21 protein-coding genes are annotated in these 20734 nt (G+C 67.2%); 8 read left to right on the top strand and 13 right to left on the bottom strand.

The genetic code is table 11. The features are described 5' to 3' along the window. Positions 1 to 3: 3 nt before the first annotated feature. The 4 genes from SMD14_RS18190 to SMD14_RS18175 are packed head-to-tail and all read right to left on the bottom strand — an operon-like array spanning position 4 to position 4038. Complete coding sequence (locus SMD14_RS18190; RefSeq protein ID WP_321216304.1) at positions 4 to 1206, bottom strand: amidohydrolase family protein; 1203 nt, start codon at positions 1204 to 1206, stop codon at positions 4 to 6. Next, complete coding sequence (locus SMD14_RS18185) at positions 1206 to 1958, bottom strand: copper homeostasis protein CutC (protein ID WP_321214579.1); 753 nt, start codon at positions 1956 to 1958, stop codon at positions 1206 to 1208. The genes SMD14_RS18190 and SMD14_RS18185 overlap by 1 nt, the downstream gene beginning before the upstream one ends. Before the next feature lie 2 nt (positions 1959 to 1960). Next, positions 1961 to 2740, bottom strand: coding sequence for a glucosamine-6-phosphate deaminase (gene nagB / locus SMD14_RS18180; RefSeq protein WP_321214578.1), 780 nt, complete (start codon positions 2738 to 2740; stop codon positions 1961 to 1963). 47 nt (positions 2741 to 2787) lie between these two features. After that, positions 2788 to 4038 carry a PTS transporter subunit EIIC gene (locus SMD14_RS18175; protein ID WP_321214577.1) on the bottom strand — a complete coding sequence of 417 codons (1251 nt, stop codon included), beginning with the start codon at positions 4036 to 4038 and terminating at the stop codon, positions 2788 to 2790. Positions 4039 to 4266: 228 nt separating this feature from the next. Here SMD14_RS18175 and SMD14_RS18170 point away from each other — a divergent pair, with 228 nt between their 5' ends. Continuing rightward, a complete protein-coding gene (locus tag SMD14_RS18170) occupies positions 4267 to 4497 on the top strand; it encodes a glucose PTS transporter subunit EIIB (RefSeq protein WP_157240699.1) in 231 nt (76 codons plus the stop codon). Continuing rightward, a complete protein-coding gene (locus SMD14_RS18165) occupies positions 4497 to 4952 on the top strand; it encodes a PTS glucose transporter subunit IIA (RefSeq protein WP_321214576.1) in 456 nt (151 codons plus the stop codon). The genes SMD14_RS18170 and SMD14_RS18165 overlap by 1 nt, the downstream gene beginning before the upstream one ends. Before the next feature lie 39 nt (positions 4953 to 4991). Here the strand turns inward: SMD14_RS18165 and SMD14_RS18160 are convergent, their stop codons facing one another. Further along, positions 4992 to 5750 (bottom strand): GntR family transcriptional regulator, encoded by a 759-nt coding sequence (locus SMD14_RS18160; RefSeq protein ID WP_321214575.1) that lies wholly within the window; start codon positions 5748 to 5750, stop codon positions 4992 to 4994. 194 nt (positions 5751 to 5944) lie between these two features. Here SMD14_RS18160 and SMD14_RS18155 point away from each other — a divergent pair, with 194 nt between their 5' ends. Then, positions 5945 to 6799, top strand: a complete 855-nt coding sequence (locus SMD14_RS18155; protein ID WP_321214574.1) for a hypothetical protein — start codon at positions 5945 to 5947, stop codon at positions 6797 to 6799. A 93-nt stretch (positions 6800 to 6892) separates the two neighbouring features. On the opposite strand, the gene SMD14_RS18150 is transcribed toward SMD14_RS18155, so the two are convergent. Then, positions 6893 to 7501 (bottom strand): thymidylate kinase, encoded by a 609-nt coding sequence (locus SMD14_RS18150; protein WP_321214573.1) that lies wholly within the window; start codon positions 7499 to 7501, stop codon positions 6893 to 6895. A gap of 185 nt (positions 7502 to 7686) precedes the next feature. On the opposite strand from SMD14_RS18150, the gene SMD14_RS18145 reads away from it, so the two are divergent. Then, positions 7687 to 7956 carry a hypothetical protein gene (locus SMD14_RS18145; protein WP_157240704.1) on the top strand — a complete coding sequence of 90 codons (270 nt, stop codon included), beginning with the start codon at positions 7687 to 7689 and terminating at the stop codon, positions 7954 to 7956. An 8-nt stretch (positions 7957 to 7964) separates the two neighbouring features. Further along, positions 7965 to 8900, top strand: coding sequence for a threonine/serine dehydratase (locus tag SMD14_RS18140; protein WP_321214572.1), 936 nt, complete (start codon positions 7965 to 7967; stop codon positions 8898 to 8900). 49 nt (positions 8901 to 8949) lie between these two features. On the opposite strand, the gene SMD14_RS18135 is transcribed toward SMD14_RS18140, so the two are convergent. Next, on the bottom strand, positions 8950 to 9288 hold the full coding sequence (locus tag SMD14_RS18135; RefSeq protein WP_157240708.1) for a hypothetical protein: 339 nt from the start codon (positions 9286 to 9288) through the stop codon (positions 8950 to 8952). Between the two features lie 154 nt (positions 9289 to 9442). Between SMD14_RS18135 and SMD14_RS18130 the strand changes: the two genes are divergently transcribed. Next, positions 9443 to 10387, top strand: a complete 945-nt coding sequence (locus SMD14_RS18130) for a hypothetical protein (protein WP_321214571.1) — start codon at positions 9443 to 9445, stop codon at positions 10385 to 10387. An 84-nt stretch (positions 10388 to 10471) separates the two neighbouring features. Here the strand turns inward: SMD14_RS18130 and SMD14_RS18125 are convergent, their stop codons facing one another. From SMD14_RS18125 to SMD14_RS18115, 3 genes are all read right to left on the bottom strand, one after another. After that, complete coding sequence (locus SMD14_RS18125; protein WP_321214570.1) at positions 10472 to 11113, bottom strand: NAD(P)-binding domain-containing protein; 642 nt, start codon at positions 11111 to 11113, stop codon at positions 10472 to 10474. A 70-nt stretch (positions 11114 to 11183) separates the two neighbouring features. Next, on the bottom strand, positions 11184 to 11867 hold the full coding sequence (locus SMD14_RS18120) for a YitT family protein (protein WP_409339692.1): 684 nt from the start codon (positions 11865 to 11867) through the stop codon (positions 11184 to 11186). Continuing rightward, on the bottom strand, positions 11864 to 12958 hold the full coding sequence (locus SMD14_RS18115; protein WP_321214569.1) for a histidinol-phosphate transaminase: 1095 nt from the start codon (positions 12956 to 12958) through the stop codon (positions 11864 to 11866). Before SMD14_RS18115 ends, SMD14_RS18120 begins: the two co-directional genes overlap by 4 nt. A 92-nt stretch (positions 12959 to 13050) precedes the next feature. Here SMD14_RS18115 and SMD14_RS18110 point away from each other — a divergent pair, with 92 nt between their 5' ends. Both SMD14_RS18110 and SMD14_RS18105 read left to right on the top strand, forming a co-directional pair. Continuing rightward, complete coding sequence (locus SMD14_RS18110; protein WP_321214568.1) at positions 13051 to 13554, top strand: Lrp/AsnC family transcriptional regulator; 504 nt, start codon at positions 13051 to 13053, stop codon at positions 13552 to 13554. Positions 13555 to 13762: 208 nt separating this feature from the next. Then, a complete protein-coding gene (locus SMD14_RS18105; protein ID WP_321214567.1) occupies positions 13763 to 15760 on the top strand; it encodes a rhamnogalacturonan lyase in 1998 nt (665 codons plus the stop codon). Between the two features lie 84 nt (positions 15761 to 15844). On the opposite strand, the gene SMD14_RS18100 is transcribed toward SMD14_RS18105, so the two are convergent. The 3 genes from SMD14_RS18100 to SMD14_RS18090 all read right to left on the bottom strand — a co-directional run bounded on the left by SMD14_RS18100 (position 15845) and on the right by SMD14_RS18090 (position 20496). Beyond that, positions 15845 to 16786 (bottom strand): SRPBCC family protein, encoded by a 942-nt coding sequence (locus tag SMD14_RS18100; RefSeq protein ID WP_321214566.1) that lies wholly within the window; start codon positions 16784 to 16786, stop codon positions 15845 to 15847. 179 nt (positions 16787 to 16965) lie between these two features. Further along, positions 16966 to 17628 carry an SRPBCC family protein gene (locus SMD14_RS18095; protein ID WP_321214565.1) on the bottom strand — a complete coding sequence of 221 codons (663 nt, stop codon included), beginning with the start codon at positions 17626 to 17628 and terminating at the stop codon, positions 16966 to 16968. A 201-nt stretch (positions 17629 to 17829) separates the two neighbouring features. After that, positions 17830 to 20496, bottom strand: coding sequence for a Tat pathway signal sequence domain protein (locus tag SMD14_RS18090; RefSeq protein WP_321214564.1), 2667 nt, complete (start codon positions 20494 to 20496; stop codon positions 17830 to 17832). Positions 20497 to 20734: the final 238 nt, after the last annotated feature.

The raw sequence follows: 20734 nt of genomic DNA, 5'->3' as shown, positions 1-20734 counted from the left end.
GCGCTACCCCGGCGGTGTGACCCACTCGCCGCGCCGCAGCACTCCCTCAAGACGCAGGTCCCGGTCAACGATAACGACGTCGGCCGGCATGCCTTCGCGGAGGTCGCCTGCCTGTGCTGAGAATCCCAGGACGGACGCAGGAACCGCGGTGGCCGCAGTCGTTGCTTCCTGCAGGGTGACGCCAGCCGCCACGGCGGACCGCAGAACGTCGAGCATCGTTGCCGTACCACCGGCGATCGCGCCATTGCCATCCGTCCGGGCCACGCCTCCGTCAACCGTCACCGCAAGGGTGCCGAGCTTGTACTGGCCATCGTGCAGGCCCGTTGCCGCCATGGAGTCCGTGACCAGCGCGATGTTTTGCGCGCCCACCAGTTCGAACACCATTTTGACCGTCTCCGGGGCCAGGTGGACGCCGTCGGCAATCAGTTCCACGACGGCGTTGCCGGCATGGGCCGCACCCAGGCTGGCGGACACCGGACCGGGGGAGCGGTGGTGCAGGCTGGGCATTGCATTGAAGAGGTGCGTGACGGTGGGCCGGATCCGGCCGGTGGTATTGGCAGGCACCGCGAGCCCTTCAGCCGCCCGTTCCAGGAATGCGGAGGCCGTCTGGCTGTCCGCGGCGGTGTGGCCGAGGGAGGGGATGATTCCACGCGCCGTCAGCAGGTCGACCAGCGTGGAGGCGCCCGGCAGTTCGGCCGCCAGCGTCATGGAAACCAGGGAAGCGCCCGCCGCCTCCAACAGCCGGGCCATCAACGCTGCATCGGGTTCCAACAGCAGCCCAGGATCGTGCGCGCCGCACTGCCCGGCCGAGAGGAAGGGACCTTCCAGGTGCGTGCCCGCAACCAGCCCCTCTTCGGCCAAGGCCCGCAGCACCTTCACGTTCCGGAGCAGATCAGCGGGGGCAGCGGTGACCAGGCTGGCCAGCAGCGTGGTGGTTCCGCGGCTGTGCAGGTAGCGGGCCGCTGAACGGCCACCCGCCGCCGAACCTTCGGAGAAGTCCGAGCCGTGGGCCCCGTGGCAGTGCAGGTCCACCAGCCCGGGCAGCAGGATGCGGCGGGGCTGTGGTTCGCCCGGCCCGCCTTGCCCGGGAAATTGCGACGCCGGCCCGGCATAGGTGACCCGTCCGCCGTCGACCGCTACCAAGCCGTCCGCGACGTCCATGGTTGCGGAGACGAGGCGGCCGCGAAGTATCAGTTCACTGCCCATCATGCAGCCTTTCGAAGAGCAGCTGCCATCCCGGCAGCAAGTGAGGGATCCGCGGCACGGGCCCTGGACCCTGTGGAGGGGTCTACCCCGCGCGCCGAGGTGTGGATTGCGTGGACACCGCTGTGGACCAGCCCGGACATGTGTTCCAGCCGTACTCCGCCCCCGGCCATGATCTGTACCGACGGGGCATGGTCCCGTCCCAGCTGAACCAAATGCGCCAGCATGGGCAGCCCGGTGGCGCAGTCAGGGCTTCCGCCGCTGGTGAGGACCCGGTTGGCGCCGGCCCGTTCCAGACGGGCCAATGCATCAGCAGGGTCCAGGCCCGCAGCGAGGGCAGTATCGAATGCCCGGTGGAAGGTCATCTCTGCAGCGGGGTGGCGGCGGCGGGCCACCCCGGCAAGGCGCTGAAATGCCGGAACGTCCGGGCCGCCGTCGGCCGCCAACACTCCTACGACGACGCCCGCGGCACCGGCGTCCAGCACCGCCGCCACATCGCGCTCAAGTACGTCAAGCTCCTCAGCCGTGTACACGAAGCCGCCGGGCCGCGGCCGGACGAGCACATGGACCGGAAGGCCCACCAGGCACGCCTGCGTCACGGTGCCGATGCTTGGCGTGATGCCGTCCGTTTCCGCGAGTGCGGCGCAGAGCTCAACCCGCGCGGCGCCCACAGACGCTGCGAGCCGCACCCCCGCGGCGTCTTCCACCGCCAGCTCAAGTAGCGGCAGTCCCGCCCGGCTCAGGGACCGTGCCATTCTCAGAGACCCTGCCAGGCGGGCTTCCGCCCAAAGGTGTCCTGGTAGTACGCCCGGTGCGCCAGCATGGACGCAGCAGCCTCGTCCACCAGGACCGTGACGTGCGGATGGAGCTGGAGCGCGGACGCAGGGCATAGCGCCGCCACGGGACCCTCCACTGCTGCCGCGACGGCCCCGGCCTTGGCTTCACCCATCGCAAGAAGCAGCAGGTGCCGCGCCTCCAGGATGGTGCCCAGGCCCTGGGTCAGCACATGGTCCGGAACCGCCGCGGGATCCGTAAAGAAGCGGGCGTTGTCCTGCCGGGTCTGCTGGGTGAGGGTCTTGATCCTGGTCCGGGAGGCCAGCGAGGACATCGGTTCGTTGAAGCCCACATGGCCGTCCGAGCCGATGCCCAGGATTTGGATGTCCACTCCGCCCGATGCTGCAATGGCCGCCTCATACCGTGCGGCCTCGGCGTCGAGATCCTCCGCCACGCCATCCAGGCCGTGCACCGTCCCTGCCGGGAAGTCCACACTGTCCACGAACTCCCGCCGGATCACCGAGTGGTAGGACTGCGGGTGCGTGCCGGGCAGGCCAACATACTCATCAAGGAGGAAGGCTTGCGCCCCGGCAAAGCTCAGCCCGCCGTTCCGGTGCCGACGGGTGAGCTCGCGGTACGTGCCGAGGGGCGTTGACCCGGTGGCCAGGCCGAGCACTGACGGGCCGCTGAGGACCTGCTGCTCGATGGCGTCCGCGGCCGTGCGGGCCACGTCGGCGGGGGTGCGGAGGATAACGATTTCCATGCGGTTAGGGTGCTTTCGGTTGCTGGTGCCAAGGACAGGATGCCGGCCTACTTGGCGGCGTCGGTTTCTATGGTGATCTCGTCGTCCTCGCGGCCCGGGGTGCGGAGGTTCCAGCGTTTGATCACGAAGGAGAAGAGGAAATAGTAGATCGCCGCGTAGCCCAGGCCGATGGGGATAAGCAGCCACCCGTTTTGCGCCTTGCCGAAGTTGAGGACGAAGTCGATCAGGCCTGCCGAGAAGGTGAAGCCATGGTGGATGTCCAGCGCATTCACCAAGGCCATGGACGTGCCGGTCAGGGCCGCGTGCACGATGTAGAGCGGGAAGGCGACGAACATGAAGGAGTACTCAAGCGGTTCGGTGATGCCGGTGAAGAACGCGGTCAGGGCTGTGGAGAGCATGATGCCGCCCACCACCTTCTTCTGGCTGGGCTTTGCGTGGCGCCAGATGGCCAGGGCGGCTGCCGGCAGGCCGAACATCATGATGGGGAAGAACCCGGCCATGAAGGCGCCGGCGGCGGGGTCGCCCGCGAAGAAGCGGTTCAGGTCGCCGCGGACCAGCTGACCGGAGGCGTCGGTGTAGTCGCCAATAAGGAACCAAAGCCCGGAGTTGAGGATGTGGTGCAGGCCTGCCGGGAGGAGCATGCGGTTGGCGAAGCCATAGATGCCGCCGCCGAGCTCGGGGTTTCCGGCGACAGCCTGCCCTGCCGCTGACAGGCCGGAGTTGAAGATGGGGTACACCAGCGCCAGGCAGACGCCGGCAACCAGGCTGGCGACGGATGTCAGGATGGGCACCAGGCGGCGGCCGCTGAAGAAGCCCAGGAAGTCGGGCAGCTTGGTGCGGTAGAACCGCTGCCACAAGGTGGCGGAAAACAGGCCCACCACAATGCCGGCCAGCACACCGTAGTTGATCAGCGATTGCTTGCCGGAAGGATCAACCTGGCCGGCCAGGACCAGCGGCGACATTGCCTTGAAGACGCCGTCGATCACCATGTAGCCCACCACTGCTGCCAGCGCGGTGGATCCGTCCGCCTTCTTGGCCCAGCCGATGGCGATGCCCACAGCGAAGATGAGCGGCAGCCACGTGAAGACGGCGTTGCCGGCGGCCGAAATGACGGCGGCGCCGCCTTCGAATCCGGGAATGGCGCCGAGCAGGTCGGCCTGGCCGATGCGCAGGAGGAGGCCGGCGGCGGGGAGGACGGCGATGGGCAGCATCAGGCAGCGGCCCAGCCGCTGAAGGGTGGCGAAAGCCCTGTTCGGCTTTTTCTCTGGAGCCAGTGCGGCGGTCTCGGATGTTGGCATGATTGCACCTCTGCGGGTTCGGATGGGGGCTTGTGGAGTGGGGGTCACAGCCGGTACTGTCTGGTTATGACCAGTTCAGTGTGATTCATCCCACGGACCCTGTCAAGGCATGAGGAAAACCCCGCGGTTATCCGAATGTCCGGCGGGACAAGCCGTGACTGGTCGCACCTGGGCCGCCGGCCCGGTGCTGAAGAAGTGCCCCCGTGGGCACCGTCAGAAAGGGCAGCCATGTCCAAAGCACAACAAATCATTGAAGGCCTGGGCGGAGCCGGCAACATCGTGGAGGTCGAGGCGTGCATCACGCGCCTCCGCACGGAAGTCAAGGATTCCTCCCTGGTCAATGAGGCATCCTTGAAGGCTGCCGGAGCGCACGGGGTGCTGACCGCCGGCACGGCCGTCCAGGTCATTGTGGGACCCGAGGCCGACATGCTCGCCGAAGACATCGAGGACCTGCTCTGATGCCGTCGCTTGTTGTCCACGCGCCCATTGGCGGCACGGTTGTTCCCCTGGGCGAGGTTCCGGATCCGGTCTTCGCGGGCCAGATGGTGGGCGCGGGCGCGGCGGTCGAGCCGCCGGCCGGGGAAGCGTTCGACGTCGTGTCCCCGGTGTCGGGGAAGGTGGTAAAGCTCCTGCCCCACGCCTTTGTGGTGGTTGAGTCGTCAGGGCGCGGTGTGCTGACCCACGTGGGCATCGATACCGTCAAGCTCAAGGGCGAAGGCTTCAAGCTGCTCATAGCCCAAGGGGACACCGTCGGCGCCGGTGACCCTGTCATGCATGTGGACCCCGCCGCCGCCCTTGCTGCGGGGTATTCGCTGGTGAGTCCCGTCGTCGTGCTTGACTCCAAGCCGGACACCGCAACCCTCGTCGTGTCCGGCGGGGTGGCCGCCGGTTCCGGCCTGTTCCGGATGGACTAACAGCGCCCGAAGTGTCTGTTGGCCCCGGCCGGACGGCGGCTAGAGCCGAACTTCCATGGTGAGGGAGTAGCGGTCGGAACGGTACCAGGACCGCGAATGCTCAATGGCCAGGTGGCCTGAATACGAGACGCGGTCGAATGCCAGTACCGGCGCCCCGGTTCCCGTGCCGAGGAGCGCCCCGACGTCCGCCGGGGCGCCCTCGGACCGCACGCTTTGCCGTGCCCTGTCGATTTGGTGGCCGAACTGCGCTGCCAGCGCCTTGTAGACGGACCCCGTCAGGTCGATATCCAGCAGCCCCGCCGCGTGCTCCGGGTTGTACCAGGCGTCATCAACGCTTACTGGCCGGCCATCCGCCAACCGGAGGCGCCGGAGGTGGATCGCTTCCGACCCTGGCTCCAAGCTCAGCGCTTCCGCGGTGTCATCCGGGGCTGCGGCGGCCTCGGCCACGAGCACGACGGTGCTGGGAACGTGACCCATGGCTTCCATCTCCTGTGTGAAGGAGGCCAGGTGCAGGGTGGACTGCACGGGAGAGTCCGCCACATAGGTGCCCTTCGCCGGGACCCGGACCAGGTGCCCTTCGTTGACCAGGCGGCCGATGGCGGCCCGGACGGTAATCCTGCTGACGCCGTAGGTGTCCATGAGGGTACGCTCGCTGGGCAGGCGGGCGCCCGGTTCCAGTTCGTCCTTGGCCAGCTTCAGGATGATCAGGCGCAGCTGCTCATGCTTGGGGACCTGGGAGTTGTTGATGCCCGGGCTGGCTGGCGCAGCGCTGCCCGCTGGTGGTGCTGTGGCTGGCACGTGTGCCCCCTCCGATCCGTGGAGCGGTCCGGTAAGGACCACTGAAACGGATTATTCCACATGGACGCCTGGCCGGCGGATCCTTTGGCCCGGCGACCTGCCGGACTTGTGCCGGATATTTCCCGCGGAGGTTCGAATCCCTTAGGCTAGGAACACTAAGCATGCTTCCTATTTCTTGTAAGGGGTTGTACCTGATGCGAAAAGTACCTGCGCTTGGAGTGTTGACAGCAGCGATGATTGCGTTGGCCGGCTGTACGGGCGGTGGCGGTGGTGCTGCCAGCCCTTCGGCTTCGGAGACGGCTTCGGCGTCCGCTACGGCTGAGGCGAAGGTTTACAGCGAGGATGAGCTCCGCGACCTGATCTCCGGCTTGACTGATGACGACGGCAATGAGCTGAAGCTGTATTCCAAGGAACAGGTGGACCAGGGCGGAAACATCGCCAGCCTGCTCCTGAGCACCGCAAACGTGGATCCTGCAGACTGCAAGGACATCGCCACGGCCGGGCTGCTGGACAAGGTGGAAAGCGGCGACGTGGCCGTGGCGCTTTCTGAGGGGGACCAGCCCCGCAGCCTGTCCGCCCAGTCAGGCAGCGAGGGGCCGGACGCCGTGAAGGTGCTCGGTGACATCAGCGGCAAGATGGACAAGTGTGCCAAGTTCTCCGTAGAGGCGCTGGGGCAAAAGTACGAGGTCACCAGCGAGGAGGTGAAGGCAGAGACTGACGCCGAGAAGACCTTCGCCACGATGAGCACCCGCAGCGGCGAAAACCAGCAGAAGCTGATGCAGGTCTCCGCTGCCCAGGGGCGGCTGCTGGTGGTTGCCACCAAGGGCGGCGCCAACCTCGGCGACCCGGACCGGAAGGAGCTGGAGGACCTCATCAACCAGGTGCTGAAGAAGGCCGACGGCGGCAGCGGGACTTCCAGCCCGACGTCCACCAGCACGTCCCGTTCCACCAGTACGTCCTCGCCGGGCGGTTCCGCCTCACCTACGGCAACGGAGAGCGAGTCGACGGGCAGCGCGACCTCCTCGGCGTCGCCGACTTCATCGCGCTAAGGCGTTGTCGCGCCAGGGCTGCCTCTTGGGGAGGGCGGGCGGACTGTGGGTCCGCCCGCCCTTTGTCCGTGCGGCGCCAGACACCGTGGAGCGCTAGTCACCGTGGAGCGCCGGCTGGGCTGCCGCCGTCGAGGGCGTCAGTTGGCGGATGGCGCCCGCCAGACGCTGCGCCAGCTCCGGGGCGGGCACCGACGCGTCAACCTTCAGGAAGCCGCTGAATTCCGGCAGCTGGCGGTACCCGCGGTCGAAGGCCACCAGGTCGTCCAGCGTCTCCGCGTCGGTACCGCGGGAGACGATGCGGCGGTGCGCCAGGAGCGGGTCCACCTCAAGATGCACGACAGCCTCGGGAGCGGGAAGCTTATCCAGCAGCCAGGGGAGTAGGCGGCCGCGTCCCAGTCCTTTCGTTTCCCGGAGGGCCAGCTGGCAATACAGGTGCCGGTCCATCACCACCAGGCCGTCAAAGCGGCTGGCACGCAGGTGGTTCACCAACACGTTCCACACCCTGAACGTGGTTTCCACGGCGTCCGCCACACGGCTGGGCGGGCGGATCCCAAGCTTCGCGGCCAGGACGGACATGCTGCGCCGGCCTGCGTGGTTGTTGAGCAGCAGTACGCGGCCGCCTTCAGCCGCAACGGCTGACACCAGGGCTTGGGCGGCCGTGGACTTTCCCGAACCGTCAATCCCGGTCAGGACAATGATCATGTGGCCTCCTTTCGCCATCGTGTTAACGCAGGGTACGCTCCGGAAGTCCCGGCGGAGTCGCAATTCACAGGATATGGGCGCCATCTCACAGCTTCCGGCGGCCCGAAGAGGCCAGCCCGTAGGGTGGAGAGCGGTACGGGTACATCCCCGCCAAACACCGCAGTTCCCAAGCGAAAGGCAGAACCATGACTGCTAGCAACGACGAGCCGCAGAACACCGCAGACCTTCGGGGCCCGGGAGATCCGGACGAAGCCGGGGAAGCCAGCGCAGCCAAGCAGGCCCCGCAGGGCGGCCAGCACCCGGAACTGCCCGGTGCCGGCAATATCCGGGAAGAGCAGCAGGCACATGCTGCAGGAACCGTGCCGGCGTCCTACACGGGCAGCGGCGAACCGCCCCGGGAACACAAGCCCGAGGACGCCCTGCAGGAGCCGGGAACCTGGGACGACGAGGTCTAAGCGCAGCAATGATTACCCGTGCCGACGTGGAACAGGCAGCACGAAGGATCTCCGGCCTCACCCGCATAACGCCTGTCCTCGAAAGCGACCCTAAAGTCTTCCCCGGCCCGGTGTGGTTCAAATGCGAATATATGCAGCACACCGGAACGTTCAAGGCCCGTGGCGCCCTCAACAGGGTCTTGGCTGCCAGGGAACGCGGCGAGCTTAAGCCGGATGTCGGCATCGTGGTGGCCTCCGGCGGCAACGCCGGACTGGCCAACGCCTACGCAGCCGCACAGCTGGGCGTCCCCGCTGCCGTGTTCGTCCCCGCCGCCGCGCCCGCAGTGAAGGTCCGCAAACTCAAGGCCATCGGCGCGGCAGTGGTGCAGGGCGGGGCGGAGTACGCGGAGGCGTACCAGGCGGCCGTCAAGCACGCCAGGGAAACCGGGGCGGTTTACTGCCATGCCTATGACCAGCCCGAAATAGCCGCCGGAGCCGGAACGGTAGGGCTCGAGCTCCTGGAGCAGGTGGGCGGGCTGGATACCGTCCTGGTTGCCGTGGGAGGCGGCGGCCTGATGGCGGGAATCGCGGCGGCAGTCGAGGGCCGGGCCAAAGTGGTGGCGGTGGAGCCGGAGACGGCACCGACGCTGCACTCAGCGTTGGCCGCCGGAGCGCCTGTTGACGTCCCGGTATCAGGCGTGGCGGCGGATTCCCTCGGTGCCCGCCGCATCGGCGACATCGGCTTCTCCGTGGCGGTCCGCGCCGGCGTCGAAAGCGTCCTGGTGTCCGACGCCGACATCATCGAAGCCCGCCAAAAGCTGTGGGAGGACTACCGGATCATCGTGGAACACGGCGCCGCTGCCGCTTATGCCGCGCTGACGTCCGGCGCCTACCTCCCGGGCGTGGGCGAACGCGTGGCGGTTATCCTGTGTGGCGCCAACACGGATCCGGCCACCCTCACGTGACCGGACCCGGCGGAAAGCGCGCGGCAAGCCAGCCGGAATCGGCCGGGAATCAGCTGCAGAACTGGCTGTAGGTGGCGCCGGCTTCCTCGTAGCCGGACTGGAGCTCGCCAAGCTTTGCCTCGTCCGGCGTTTCCTTGGCCTGCTCATCCGTGTACGCGAGGATGGATGCAAGGGCACCCTTGAGGTCGTCCGAGGCGACGGCGTGGATCGGACGGATCTGGTTGGCCAGGCGGTTCATGCCGGTCTTGCCGGCGTTGTTGGCCGGGTTCGACACAACGGACTGGATCCGCTCGCAGGTTTCCGCGGTGGTGAGCTGGTTCGAGGCGGTGCAGGCCGTTGCGGAGACAACGAGGCCGGCGGCGATCAGGGCTGTGGCGAGTTTCTTCATCGGTCCCTCAGTAGTTGATTGAGGTTTCGATTGTAAGCAGAACGGGGGCCCCGATGTCTTGGCGGGTTCCCTGCAGGTGCCTAGACTGGCAACACCATCGTGCGGAGCTGCCGCAGATCGGCCCCGCGCAAGAGCCCAAAACCAAGGAAGCATCATGCGCCGAACCGTACAACGCCGTGCCGCCGTCGGAGTTTTTGCATTGGTAGCCCTGATCGTTCCCGCCGCAGTACCGGCAACTGCCTCACCGCCCTCCGGGGACGGCGTAATTGTGTTGGAGGGGGCGACAGGCACCGAAGGCATAGCGGCCGGTGAGGGCACCACCTTCTATGCCGGTGACCGCCTCAATGGAGACATCTACCGCGGCGACATCCGCGACGACACTGCCGGACTGTTTATCGACGCGCCGGACGGCAGGGCGGCAATCGGCATGAAGGCGGACGTCACGCACGACCTCCTCTTTGTTGCCGGCGGCGGTACCGGTGACGCCTACGTTTACAGCACGGACACAGGCGACATGGTCGGCGTGGTCCACCTGGCTGCCGGGCAGGACGCGTTCATCAACGACGTCACCCTGACCAAGGACGGCGCATGGTTCACCAACTCCTTCGCGGCGGAGCTGTACTTCCTGCCGGTGGACAAGGACGGCGGGCTGGGGGAGGTGGAAACGGTCACCTTGACGGGACCTGCGGCGGACCCTTGGACCGGCTTCGGACCCAACGGCATCGCCGCCGTCAACGGCGGCAAAACCCTGATCCTGGCGCACTCGGCATTTGGGGCGCTGTTCACCGTGGACCCTGACGGCGTGGATTCAGGGACCGCCGCTACAGCCCGGATTGGGGGCTTTGATGTGCCCAACGTGGACGGCATCCTGGTCCAAGGCCGCCAGCTGTGGGCAGTCCAGAACCAGAAGAACCGGATCAGCAGGATCAAGCTCGCCAGTGACCTTTCGTCCGGGGTTGTAGGGGACGTCATCACCAGCCCCGCCTTCAACGTCCCCACCACGATTGCCAAGTTCGGCGACACCCTCGCCGCCGTGAACGCGAAGTTCGGCCAGCCCGCAACCGAGTTCGAGGTAGTCCTCGTCCCCGCGCGGGACTAGCTTCCCGACTGGCTGGCAGTTAACGTCGCCAAAACACGATTTCGCGACGTTTGCTGCCAGCCAGTTTGCGGGTCTTGCGTGCCGTCAGGGGGTCCGGGTCGCCTTACCCAGGTTTTCCTTCAGCTCGGCGGCGTCCTGCCGGACAACGTACGCGGGGCGGTCCCGCTCCACGCGCCAGCTGTCCTCCAGGAGGCCGATGTTCACGGTATCGAAGCCGAACTCGTCATAAAGGCGGGTGACCAGTTCGGCGGCCTCCGGATGGTCGCTGGCCGTTGCCAGGGCGCGCCGGTCCTCGGCTGCGGAAGGCTTCCCGTCCGTGGTGATCTCGGCGGCCATAATGTGGTTGAAGCCCTTGGCCACCTTCGAGTCGCGCAGGTGTTCCTGGAGCAGCCCGGACGTGGTGGCCTCGCCGTTGTCCAGGGCCGGGATGCGTCCGTCCCGTTCCCAGTAGTAGTTGTTGGCGTCGATCACGATCTTGCCGGCCAGCGGTTCAGCCGGGACGTCCCTGTAGTTCTTCAGCGGAACGGCGACGACGGCGAAATCGCCGGCCGCCGCTGCCTCCGCAGGCGTTGCGGCCCGGGCGTTCGGGCCGAGTTCCGCCACCAGTCCGGCCAGCGTTTCAGGGCCGCGGGAGTTGCTGATGACTACGTCGTAGCCCAGCTCCACCGCCTTCCGGGCAATCTGGCTTCCAATAAGTCCTGCACCGATGATTCCGCTTGTTGTCATGTCCCGGGCAACAGCGGCTTGCGCGAAGATATTTCAGGGCTGGTCCGGGAATAAATCGGCGGACCGGCGGTCACTTTCCCAGATAGCGTCCCGGGCGGTGGTTCAGGGCGAGGATGAAGTTCAGGAGGACGGCTCCGGCGGCGGAGAGCAGCACCATCAGGGGAGCCACCACGGCCAGCGCGGCCAGGACGATTGCCACGTCCAGCACCATTTGGACGTACCCGGCGCGCCACTTCAGCTTTTCCTGCAGCAGCAGGGCCAGGATGCTGAAGCCGCCCAGGCTGGACTGGTGCCGGAACAGGATCAGCAGGCCGACGCCGGCCAGCAGATTGCCGCCCAGCACCCCGTACACCGGGTCGATATGCAGGGCACCGAGGGCCCACGGGTGCAGGCCGGACATGGCCGAGACCAGCCCAATGGCGGCCCCGGTCCGGAGGGCAAAGTTCCAGCCCTTCTTCCAGACCGCCAGGGCAAAGAACGGCGCGTTCACCGCCATGAAGATTACGCCGAAAGAAACCGGGAGGGAGTAGCTGAGCAGCAGGGCCAGGCCCGCCGTGCCGCCCGTGACGGCCTCGCTGGACTTGAGCAGGAACAGTCCCAGCGAGGCGGCGAAGGCGCCCGTGAGGATGCCCAGGACATCTTCGATGGCGGAATGGCGGACGGCCGACGGCGGCACGGGGCTGGGTGCCGCCGGCCCCGCGTCCGGTGTGGTTGGGGCGGTGGTGGTTTCGGGTGCCGCGGTTGGCGTGCTCACTGGACGGCAAACCGCCCGCGGTCCGCGAGCACGGCGAGCACCCGGTTGTTCGTTTCCCTGTCCGCCAAGGTGACCCGGGCGCCGTCGCCCGCGTATCCCCGTGCAAGGATGTCGGCGTCGGAAAGCGCTGCAAGGATCTGTTCCCGCAGCCCGTCAGATGCCCGCAGCCAGTAGAAATTGGCCTGGCTGTCCGGGACAGTCCAGCCGGACTGGCGCAAGGAGGAAACAACCCGGGTGCTCTCCTCCGCCACCGCATCGGTCCTTTCCCGGATCTCAACCTGCGCCTCCAGCGACGCCACCGCGGCGGCCTGCGCCATGCGGTTGACGCCGAATGGAATGGCGGTGCGCCGCAGCCCCTCAGCCAGGGCCGGGCGGGCGATGGCGTAGCCAATCCGCAGCCCGGCCAGCCCGTAGGCTTTCGAGAAGGTCCGCAGGACACACAGGTTCGGGTGCCGGCGGTAGAGTTCCAGGGAATCCAAACCGGGGCCCCGTTGGAATTCGATGTAGGCCTCGTCCAGCACCACCAGGACGTGCGGCGGCACGGCTCCGAGGAATTCCTCCAGCGCGTCCGCCGGGATGGACACGCCGGTGGGGTTGTTGGGGGAACAGAGGATGACCAGACGCGTCCGCGCGGTGACGGCAGCGGCCATGGCGGGAAGGTCGTGGTGCTCGTCGTCGCGGAGGGGGACGGGGACAGGCACGGCCCCGGCCACCGTCACCAGGATGGGGTAGGCCTCAAAGGAACGCCACGCGAAAACCACCTCGTCGCCGTGGCCACATAGCGCGGAAATGATCTGCTGCAGCACCCCGGAACTTCCCGGCCCGGCAGCAACCTCATCCGCGGACACGGAGAGGTGGCGCGCGATCGCGTCACGGACGTCCACGGCGCCCATGCTGGGGTACCGGTGGATCCTGCCCGCCTCGGCAGAGATCACCTCGACGACCGAGGGCAGGGGATCGAAGTGGCTCTCGTTCGAAGCGAGGGCGGCAGTCAGGGCCGTTTCTGCACTCCTCCCGGCAACGTACGCGGGGAGGTTTGCGACGGCGGAACGCACCTCTGGTGCCGGTGCCTGGGGAAGGATGGTGGCCATGAAGGCATCGTGGGGCAGTAGGGAGCATCTGCGCAACACAGGCTAACCAGGCAGGACAGAAACGGGCGATGAAGGAGGGGCAACATGACAAAATGCTCACTATGCACCTCATCGATGCCTTGGACGCCGAAATCCTCCTGGCCATGGACGCAGACCCGCAGGCGACGGTCCTGTCCCTGTCGCGGACGTTGGGCGTGGCCCGCAACACGGTGCACGCGCGGCTCCGGCGCCTGGTCAACGACGGCAGCCTGGCCCCGTTCAGCCAGCGCGTCCGCACCGGCGCCCTCGGGCTGCCGCTGATCGCCTTCATCTCGATCTCCATCAGCCAGTCCGCCAGCGATGAGGCCATGGCCGCACTGCGCACCATCCCGGAAATCATCGAGATGCACGCCACCACCGGCGATGCCGACCTGCTCGCGAAAGTCGCCGCGAAGGACCCGGCCGACCTCCATAGGGTCACCCGCAGCATGCTGGCGATTGCCGGCGTCGTACGCACCAGCACGGCCATGTCCCTGGTGGAGGTCATGCCCGCCAGGACGCTGCCGCTCCTGCAGGCGGCAGCGGGCCGGCCGCGCGGGGACGCCGGCGCGAACTGAACTCAACGGAACAATATCTCCCATTTGCTCCCGTCGAGGCCTTGACCGGGCTTGTAAAGCGCTGATAGAAGTTAAGGGCAGAAAACGCTTTCTACAGGATCCCAAACCTCACCCTCCCTTCGTGAATGGTGGATTTTGGATTGTAATGAAACGTTCCAAACTGTCGTGCGGCAGACTCAGCTGCCGTCGCATCAAAGGAGATGTACTTTTGGCTTATCCCTCGAAACGTTCCCCTTCAACCCGTGCGGGCCGCGCCTGGAAAGCGGCCCCCAAAGCCGCGGCGGCATCGCTCACGGCCGCCGCCCTGGCGCTCACCGGCGTGCCGCTGGCGCAGGCCAACCCCAATACCGCGCCCGGTCAGTCCGGAAAGACTGAACTGAAGCGCCAGGTGGAGAACCTGAACCGGGCGCCCGTCGCCGTGCTCACGGACCAGGGCGTCACGCTGGGCTGGCGCATGCTTGGCCTGGACCAGGACAGAGTGGGCTTCCATGTGATCCGCGACGGCGTCCAGCTCACCGATGAGCCCATCCGCAACACCACCACCTATGTTGATCCGGCCGGCACGGCGGCTTCCAGGTACGTCATCATGACGGTGGGCAACGGCAGCGGGCAGGACAAGCTCAGCGCCGAAGTCATGCCGCTGGCCGAAAACTACCTGGCCATCAAGCTGGACAAGCCCGCCGACGGCGTCAGCAAGGACGGCAAGCCGTACACCTACTCGGCCAACGATTCGAGCGTTGCGGACCTGGACGGCGACGGCACTTACGAAATCATCCAGCTCTGGAACCCGTCCAACGCCCAGGACAACTCCAAGTCCGGCTTCACCGGGAATGTGTACGTGGACGCCTACAAGATGGACGGCACCAGGATGTGGCGCATCGACCTGGGCCGCAACATCCGCGCCGGCGCCCACTACACCCAGATGCTGGCCTACGACTTCGACGGCGACGGCAAAGGCGAAGTGGCCTTCAAGACTGCGGACGGCACCACGGACGCGGCCGGAACCGTGATCGGGGACCCCGCAGCGGACCACCGGAACAGCGCCGGCTATGTCCTGTCCGGGCCGGAATTCCTCACCGTGTTCAACGGCGCCACCGGCACCATCATGGACACCGTTGCCTACGATCCGCCGCGCGGCAGCGTCTCCGCCTGGGGCGACGGCTACGGCAACCGCGTGGACCGCTTCCTGGCCGGCGTCGCCTACCTCGACGGCGAAAAGCCGTCCCTGATGTTCAGCCGCGGCTACTACACGCGCACGGTCCTGGTCACCTACGACCTCGTGGACGGCAAGCTGGTCAAGCGCTGGACCTTCGACTCGGACATTGCCGGAGCCCAGTACAGGGGCCAGGGCAACCACAACCTCTCCGTGGCTGACGTGGACCAGGACGGCAAGGACGAATTCGTCTTCGGCTCCATGACCATTGACGACGACGGCACGCCCCTCTACAACACCAGGCTGGGCCATGGCGACGCCATCCACACGGGGGACCTTGACCCCTCGCGGCCGGGACTGGAAACCTTCGCCGTGCACGAGAGCATGTCAGCCAGCGGCAACCGCGGCGCCACCTTCCGCGACGCGGGCACCGGTGAAGTGCTCTGGAGCATTCCCGCCGTCAAGGACACCGGCCGCGGCGCCACCGGCGACATCGACCCCCGGTTCCGCGGCTCGGAAAGCTGGGCCGTTGGCGGCGATGCGTCCTGGAACTCGCCGCGCGGCCAGCTCATGTCAGCGAAGGGCGAACTGATCGCCGAGAAGATCCCGGCAGCCAACTTCATGGCCTGGTGGGACGGGGACCTCCTCCGCGAGATCGTGGACCACGACTTTGACGCCACCGCCGGCGTGGGCGTGCCCACCATTTCGAAGTGGAACTGGGAGGCCGGGTCCAGCGACAGGCTGCTCACGGCCACCGGCGCCCGGACCAACAACCACACGAAGGGCAACCCGTCGCTCCAGGCGGACCTCCTGGGTGACTGGCGCGAGGAACTGGCCTTCCCGTCGTCGGACAGCACTGAGCTGCGGATCTACACCACCACCTCGCCCACCGGGGTCCGGCTCCGCACCCTGATGCACGATCCGATGTACCGGACCGGGGTGGCCCGCGAGACGGTCGGCTACAACCAGCCGCCGCACCCGAGCTTCTTCATCGGCGAGGGCATGGAGGCTCCGGCAGCGCCCGCCGTGATGTACGCGGGCACGGAGAAGTAGTACCCGGCACCGGCAGGGCAAAAGCGCCGCCCGCCTCCGGACGGAGGCGGGCGGCGCTTTCTGTTGCGCTGCGGCTACACCCGGTTAGTGCTGGCCGAGGTTGCCGCCAACGGGCGGCAGGCCGCCGTCGGGCCGGCGCTCGTCCCCGCGCCGTTCGCCCGCGCTCAGGTTCTCGCCCTCAACCGTCTCGTCCGACTCCCCGGTGGTGTCCACGAGGCCGTTGGTCTGGTCGAAGGCGTGGCCGATCCTGTCATCGCCCAGGTCGGCGACCGAACCGGTGGAGCCTGCGGCCGCCGTCGTGCCCGAAACCGTGCCGGCGGTGGTTGGCGCCTCCGTGGTTGTTGTGTCCGTCGGAATCGGCGTGACGGTGACCGGCTCCCCGGAGTCCACCGGGGTGACCGTTACGTCCGCGCCCTCGGCCGTGTCCTTCTTTGAACCGGCCATTGCGGCTGCTGCGCCCGCTGCCGCTGCGACGCCCACGCCCGCGGCCACCTTGCCGGACACTCCGGCCCTGCCGGAATCGCCCAGCGATCCCGCGGCGTCTTCCACGCCGGGAGTGCCGACTGGCGCCCCGGAGCTGACGCGGCCGCGCCAGGCTCCGCTGGCGTAGCCCTCATCCTCGATGAATTCCTTGAACCGCTTGAGGTCCGCCTCGGCCTGGCGGTCCACAACGTTGAGCTTGTCGCCCACCTTTTCGATGATTCCTTCGGGCTCGTATTCGAGCGTCAGCTGCAGGGAGGTCTGGCCGCCCCCGACGTCCTCGAACTCGACTGCCCCGGCGTTCGTGGCACCGTCGGTAGCTGCCCAGGCCACCTTGCGGTCCGGGACCTGCTCCAGGATCCTGGCTTCCCACTGCCGGCGGACGCCGGCGATCTCGGCCACCCACTCGAGCCGGTCGTCACTGAGCTGCTTCACGCTCTTGACGCCGCCCATGAAGTGCGGGAACTCCTCGAACTGGGTCCACTGGTTGTAAGCGGTGCTTACCGGTACGTTCACCAGAATGCGTTTTTCCACCTTCGTGCTCATAACGTCTCCTTCGCTGTGTCACCGGAAGCTGACAAGTCCGTAAAAATCATCAGCATGCTTACCAACATACCTTTTGGGCGGCCCGGTTTCCAGAGCAACTCCCCCAACTAGGTAGCGCTAAGTGTCGTTTTGAGGCCCCAAAACGACACTTAGAGCTACTTAGTTGGGAAGGGACGGGTTCAGTGCTGGCCCATGCTCCCATCGATCGGCGGGAGGTTACCCCCGCTGCGGCGGGCCCGGCGTTCAGCGGAACTGTGGCTTTCACCCTCGGCCGTCTCATCCGACTCGCCCTCGAGGTCCACCAGGCCGCCGGTCTGGTCGAACGGGTGGGCGAAGCGGTTGTAGGGCGGCTGCTCGGCCGCCGCCTTGGCGTCGGCCTGCGTGGTCGTTCCGGCCGGCGCGGTGGTTCCGGTCTGGGCGGCACGGCCCCGGTGTTCGATGTATTCCTTGAAATCCTTCAGGTCGTGTTCCGCCTGGCGGCCCACGACATGCAGCAGGCTACCCACCCTTTCCACTACCCCGGCCGGCTTGTACTCCAGGGTCAGCCTGAGCTCGGTCCGGTTATTGCCGGCGTCCCTGAAATCGACGGCGCCCGAGTTGGTTACGCCTTCAGTCGCAGCCCAGGCCACCCGCCGGCCGGGAAGTTGCTCAAGGATCTTGGCTTCCCAGTGCCGCCGTACCCCGCCGATGTGGGCCACCCACTTGAGTCGGTCATTGCCGAGGCGGGTCACGCTGTCCACGCCACCCATGAAGCGGGGAAACTCCTCGAACTGGGTCCACTGGTTGTAGGCGGTGCTGACCGGTACATCGACCACAATCCGTTTCTCCACTTTCGTGCTCATCACGTCTCCTTCGACTGAACCGAATTCCATGAAGTAACTGAGGTCATCAGTAGCTATAAGTCTGCTCCGCCTGCAGGCTCCCCACCACCCCTCCCAGACCCCCAACTAGGTAGCGCCAAGTGTCGTTTTGGAGCTTCAAAACGACACTTGGCGCTACCTAGTTGGGATGGGTGGTGGGGCGGTTGTGCGTGGGGGCGGGGGTCAGCCGGGGAGGTGCCTGCCGATCAGCGAAAGGTTCTGGATCACCGCCAGGCCGAACTGGGAGGCATCGTTGGTGGAGACTGTGGGTGCCTCGTCCACGGGCACAAGCACATGCGGCGGCTCGATCTTCCGAAGCGTGAACGCCGACCCATGGTTGAGGTGTTCGCCTCCTTCGGCAAAGCTCGCCCAGGCCCGGGCAGCGAGCTCGGGGTCGTTCAGCCGGGCTGCAGCATAGGCGGTCAGCCGACTGTGCGCCTGGGTAAGGTAGATGCCCTCAAGCGGCTGGCCCACGGCTTCCACCTGTTCCTCCTTCGTGGCCAGGAAGAGCCGGCAGTACTGCAGCCACGCCCGCTCGAAGTCCGGATCGGGGACCAGGTCCACCAGTTCGCTGCAGATCTCCACCAGGCCGAACACGGCACTGAGGTGGGAGACCTGGATCAGCTCGCGGCCGGTGTCGAACCGGCCCTTGTCCAGGTCATACAGCGCCTCGCCGGTGAGGAAGCCGTACTTGAGGGCGCCGATGTCCGCCATGGTGCCCAAGAGGCGGTCCCGGGAACGGGGGTTGCCCGTGCGTTCCCAGTCCGTAAGCCACGTGGCGGCGAGCGAGCCCCAGTCCGTGCCGAGCCCCACCCCCAGGGCGCCGCGGTCCGGCCGGTAGCTGTCGGCGTCGGGCCGGACTTTGCGCACGGGATCCAGGCCCAGGAAGTTCCGGTCGCTGTCCACCAGTTCGGTGAGCAGGTCCCCGGTGCGTTCGTCCGCGGTCAGGTAGTAGTAGAAACGGCGGTAGGCAGGCGTGCTGATGCGGAGCTGCTTGGCGCTGCAGCCCCAGTGCTGGACGTTGTGCCGGGAGCCGAGGCCGCGCCACGGCCCCAGGTGGTAGACGTCCACCTCCCCGGTGTGCCGGGTCATGGCCTCGGCGAACCGGAAGATGTCCGCCCGGCCGGAGCGCAGGTAGGAGTACCAGAGCCAGAGGTCGGGGGAGAGCTCGGAGTTGTCCCATGCGTAGCCGCCCACGTCATACCGCCATACGTGCCGGTCAAAGTCGTAGGTGTGCATCACATCGCCGTAGTTCCAGAACCCGTACCAGCGGCGCTGCTCCACCTGGCCGGCGTAGAAATCGAAGAGGAAGTCCAGATGGGCCTCAAGCTCCGCGCGGGCAGGAGTGCTGCGGTCCACCGGAGCCCAGTCGCCGAAGACGCCCGCGGAGTGCAGGTACTCCGGAGTGGCCTGGAGCAGGGCCGGGGTGGAGGCGGCCAGGGCATCGGCCGCCAGGCTTTCCGTTGACGGCGTGCCCTCGTACGCAAACAGGGTCAACTCATACGTGCGGGCAATTCCCGTGGGATTGCCGAATCCCGGCTCGTAGTCCTCGTACGTGATTTCGAGCCCCTCGAGCTGTTCCTCGAAGGTGTCCTGGCCCAGGCCGTCGTGGTAAAAGCGCAGGTCCATCGGCCGGGCCTCGGGGGAGTACAGCCACGCGGTCAGCGTGGCTTCATCAGTGGTGGCGTCCCGGATGTCCAGCTGGCCGGGGTGCGACTGCCAGAAGTCCTTGATGCCCACACCGAAACCGCCCCGTGAGTCGCTCAGCGAGCAGAAACCGGCCGACCTTGTTCCGCCGGAGATGTCCACCCAGGCGTGGCCGGTCCCAGTGCGCTTGCGCAGCTCGAAGCCGTCGGCGCTGAGCTGGCTGAGCGTAAAGTCGTTCCACGCCGGGATCAAATGCAGCCGGTCCGACACCTCCGGGTTCCATGCCGCGGGCGGCGGGGTGGGCCTGCCCTCCACCTGCGCCCGGCGGACGTCCTCGCCGGGGTCCCGCCGCAGACCGGTCAGGCCGCGGACCCCTTCGGTGAGGAAGCCGCCGTCGGCCCCTGCCATCCGGACATGGCGGTCATGGAGTCCGGACTCCAGCGGCACGCTGAACCGGACGCCAAGCCCGGCGAGGAAATCCCGCTCCGCGTCGCCGTCCCAGGTAAAGGAGTGGACCATCCGAACGCTGCGGGCGTTGGCATGGAAGTAGAACCGGACCACGAACGGGAGCCACTCCCGGCGGCTGCTTCCGGGAGCGTCAGGCCGGTGGTGCCCCTCCAGCCGCACCACGGCGCGGACGGGTCCGCTTTGTTCAAGCGTGACTTCGGTGACCTCGCCGGTGAAGGCTTCCCGGCTGAAGGTGCCGGCACCCTCGGATAGGGCGTCCTGCACGAGGCTGGCCAGGCGGGCGTCCCGTGCCACGTCGGCGCCGTTGCGGGTGAGGCTGCTGAACAGGGTGGAGCCGCTGCGGTTGAGCACCATCCGGAGGGTGCCGGTGTCCACAGTGAGGGTGTCAGCGGTTTCCGTGACGGTGACGTTGGTGCCGCTAGCGACGTTGGTGACGTCCGACGGCGGGAGGTTGCCTTCGCGGGGTGACGCGCCGCCGTCGGACCTAACGAGGTAAGCCGCCGACGGCGAGTCCGTGGCGGGAAGCGCGATGCCGGCCCACTTGAGGGAACCGTCCGGCCATGTGGCCAGGGGCCATGCCTGGGCGGCGACCGCGTCCCCACTGGCGTCCGTGACCGAAAGGGCCGCTGCGGCGGGGACGGAGCCGCGGGCAAACGGCATTCCCCAGGTGGTTCCGCCGCTGAGCTGTGCAGGGGCCTCGCCGTCGAGCCATCTGATGGGGGTGCTGTCCGTCATGTCATCCAATTCGTCGTGTGATGGTGCCGTGGGAAACCGTTTTCTGATTCGTTTCAAAAATAGCTCCGGAGCAGGCGGACCGCAAGGGGCACCCACCAGTCGAAAGGGCGTGCTTCCCGCTCTGGAAGCTCCCGGACTTCTGTGCTGGACTGGTGGGGCAGTGGGCATCACGCGCCGTCCAGCCGCGGCGGCACCTTTTCCAAAAAAACATGGACGGCCGGCGCTGACCGGCCCTTGG

It is taken from the genome of Pseudarthrobacter oxydans, from assembly GCF_034258515.1.
In the GTDB taxonomy this organism is placed as follows: Bacteria; Actinomycetota; Actinomycetes; order Actinomycetales; family Micrococcaceae; genus Arthrobacter.
The sequence above is the reverse complement of the archived record's forward strand: the minus strand, read 5'-3'. Positions and strand labels throughout refer to the sequence as shown.